Origin of the sequence: Flavobacterium qiangtangense (assembly GCF_042658345.1) — a bacterium.
GTDB lineage: Bacteria > Bacteroidota > Bacteroidia > Flavobacteriales > Flavobacteriaceae > Flavobacterium > Flavobacterium qiangtangense.
On the sequence record NZ_JBHSQB010000016.1, the window covers coordinates 1 to 3,143 of the forward strand.

Genomic DNA, 3,143 nt, shown 5'->3' on the forward strand with positions numbered 1-3,143 from the left:
AAAGGCGGCGACATACTCTCCCACAGGATTGCAGTACCATCTGCGCAGGCGGGCTTAACTTCTCTGTTCGGGATGGGAAGAGGTGAGCCCCGCCGCAATAACCACCTTAGGCTATTCTTGTCGCGTCGGGCGACATGTCCCTGATTTCTTGCGATGCTCAGGGCAATATCTTAACATACTGGGATAAAATCACGATTTTTTAGAAGAAAGTTTCCTCCCCCCGGCTTGCGCCGGGAGGAAAAGTGCGCATAAGCTTACGGGTTATTAGTACTACTCGGCTATGACATTACTGCCTTTACACCTATAGCCTATCGACGTGGTCATCTCCCACGACCCTTAAAAGAAATCTCATCTTGTGGTGGGTTTCGCGCTTATATGCTTTCAGCGCTTATCCCTTCCCAACGTAGCTACTCTGCAGTGCTCCTGGCGGAACAACAGATACACCAGCGGTTGGTCCAATTCGGTCCTCTCGTACTAGAATCAGATCCACTCAAATTTCTTGCGCCCACAGTAGATAGAGACCGAACTGTCTCACGACGTTCTGAACCCAGCTCGCGTGCCACTTTAATGGGCGAACAGCCCAACCCTTGGGACCTTCTCCAGCCCCAGGATGTGACGAGCCGACATCGAGGTGCCAAACCCCCCCGTCGATATGAGCTCTTGGGGGAGATCAGCCTGTTATCCCCGGCGTACCTTTTATCCTTTGAGCGATGGCCCTTCCATGCGGAACCACCGGATCACTATGCTCTACTTTCGTACCTGATCGACCTGTATGTCTCTCAGTCAAGCTCCCTTATGCCATTGCACTCTGCGCACGGTTACCAAGCGTGCTGAGGGAACCTTTAGAAGCCTCCGTTACTCTTTTGGAGGCGACCACCCCAGTCAAACTACCCACCAAGCAATGTCCCCCGGATTCCGGGGTTAGACCTCAGACAAGCAAAGGGTGGTATTTCAACAATGACTAACCAACGCCTGGCGACGCTGGATCGAAGTCTCCCACCTATCCTACACATCACTTGTCCAAGACCAATACTAAGCTATAGTAAAGGTGCACAGGGTCTTTTCGTCCCACTGCGGGTAATCGGCATCTTCACCGATACTACAATTTCACCGAGCTCATGGCTGAGACAGTGTCCAGATCGTTACACCATTCGTGCAGGTCGGAACTTACCCGACAAGGAATTTCGCTACCTTAGGACCGTTATAGTTACGGCCGCCGTTTACTGGGGCTTCAATTCAATGCTTCTCCGAAGATAACATCTCCTCTTAACCTTCCAGCACCGGGCAGGTGTCAGGCCCTATACTTCATCTTGCGATTTTGCAGAGCCCTGTGTTTTTGATAAACAGTCGCCTGGACCTCTTCACTGCGGCCAGCATTGCTGCTGGCGACCCTTCTCCCGAAGTTACGGGTCTATTTTGCCTAATTCCTTAGCCATGAATCTCTCGAGCACCTTAGGATTCTCTCCTCGACTACCTGTGTCGGTTTGCGGTACGGGTACTTATTACCTGAAGTTTAGAGGTTTTTCTTGGAAGCCCTTAGGTACGCTATCTCTTTGCCCGAAGGCTCCGAGTACTATCGATCTTTGCCATTCCCAGTGGATTTGCCTGCCGGGAATATAGCTACAATCTTCAACGAACTATTCCGTCAGTTCGCGGTACTTTCATCACTCCGTCACCCCATCACAGTAATAACTAGTACGGGAATATTAACCCGTTGTCCATCGACTGTCCCTTTCGGGTTCGCCTTAGGCCCCGACTAACCCTCAGCTGATTAGCATAGCTGAGGAAACCTTAGTCTTTCGGTGTGCGGGTTTCTCGCCCGCATTATCGTTACTTATGCCTACATTTTCTTTTCTGACCGGTCCAGCAGGCCTTACGACCCACCTTCAGCCCTGTCAGAATGCTCCCCTACCACTTAGAGCAAGCTCTAAATCCATAGCTTCGGTAATATGCTTATGCCCGATTATTATCCATGCCCGACCGCTCGACTAGTGAGCTGTTACGCACTCTTTAAATGAATGGCTGCTTCCAAGCCAACATCCTAGCTGTCTGTGCAGTCGGACCTCGTTCTTTCAACTTAGCATATATTTGGGGACCTTAGCTGATGGTCTGGGTTCTTTCCCTCTCGGACTTGGACCTTAGCACCCAAGCCCTCACTGCAAGGAAACATTATACAGCATTCGGAGTTTGTCAGGAATTGGTAGGCGGTGAAGCCCCCGCATCCAATCAGTAGCTCTACCTCTGTATAACTTATATCTTGCGCTGCACCTAAATGCATTTCGGGGAGTACGAGCTATTTCCGAGTTTGATTGGCCTTTCACCCCTACCCACAGGTCATCCGAAGACTTTTCAACGTCAACCGGTTCGGACCTCCACTGTGTGTTACCACAGCTTCATCCTGCCCATGGGTAGATCACACGGTTTCGCGTCTAACACTACCGACTATGGCGCCCTATTCAGACTCGCTTTCGCTACGGATCCGGACCTGAAGTCCTTATCCTTGCCGGCAACGTTAACTCGTAGGCTCATTATGCAAAAGGCACGCCGTCACCCCACTAAAGGGCTCCGACCGCTTGTAGGCGCATGGTTTCAGGATCTGTTTCACTCCGTTATTCACGGTTCTTTTCACCTTTCCCTCACGGTACTGGTTCACTATCGGTCTCTCAGGAGTATTTAGCCTTGGCGGATGGTCCCGCCAGATTCAGACAGGGTTTCACGTGCCCCGCCCTACTCAGGATACCAATATCTATTATACTCGTTACCCATACCGGGCTATCACCGTCTATGGCTGAACTTTCCAGTTCATTCTGGTTCCTCGTACATAAAATGTCTTGGTCCTACAACCCCAGCCGTGCCGTAACACTGCTGGTTTGGGCTAATCCGCGTTCGCTCGCCACTACTTACGGAATCACTTTTGTTTTCTTCTCCTCCGCCTACTTAGATGTTTCAGTTCAGCGGGTTTGCCCATCTATCGATGTGACATGTCTTCAACATGCCGGGTTGCCCCATTCGGAAATCTTCGGATATAGTGCGTGTGTGCCGCTCCCCGAAGCTTATCGCAGCTTATCACGTCCTTCTTCGCCTCTGAGAGCCTAGGCATCCCCCATGCGCCCTTATTTTGCTTATTGCGCTTTCTTGCATGC

At 51.0% G+C, this 3,143-nt stretch carries 2 rRNA genes; both read right to left on the minus strand.

Annotation, left to right across the window (positions count from 1 at the left end):
• Positions 1-109 (minus strand): 5S ribosomal RNA (gene rrf, locus ACFPVY_RS15715); the annotation flags it as partial.
• Positions 110-244: 135 nt separating this feature from the next.
• Positions 245-3,129 (minus strand): 23S ribosomal RNA (locus tag ACFPVY_RS15720).
• Positions 3,130-3,143: the final 14 nt, after the last annotated feature.